This window comes from Stutzerimonas stutzeri (assembly GCF_013522825.1).
GTDB classification, from domain to species: Bacteria; Pseudomonadota; Gammaproteobacteria; order Pseudomonadales; family Pseudomonadaceae; genus Stutzerimonas; species Stutzerimonas stutzeri_AK.
Window position 1 is genome coordinate 1 of record NZ_JAAMQZ010000122.1, and the last position, 247, is coordinate 247.

General features: G+C 60.3%; 1 protein-coding gene. It reads right to left on the bottom strand.

Going from position 1 to position 247, the window contains the following annotated elements:
- Window positions 1–137: 137 nt before the first annotated feature.
- A partial coding sequence (locus G7020_RS23870; RefSeq protein ID WP_219852637.1) for an ATP-binding protein occupies window positions 138–247 on the bottom strand: 110 nt, incomplete at its 5' end.

Sequence of the window (247 nt, forward strand, 5' to 3'; positions counted from 1 at the left end):
ATCTGGCCACCCATTCCATGAGCATCTGACCACCGATTCCACGCTGATCCGGCCACCCATTCCACGCGCATCCGGCCACTGATTCCACGGCCATCCGGCCACTCAACCGGGCAGGCAGCTACGCAGGGGTGGCATTGTTAGTCCGGGTTGGCTGGCGTCGTCAATTTCTGCGTCCGTTTGCGCATTGATTCACCCTTCAGATTGATCCGGTAAGCGTTGTGCACCAGGCGGTCGAGGATAGCGTCGG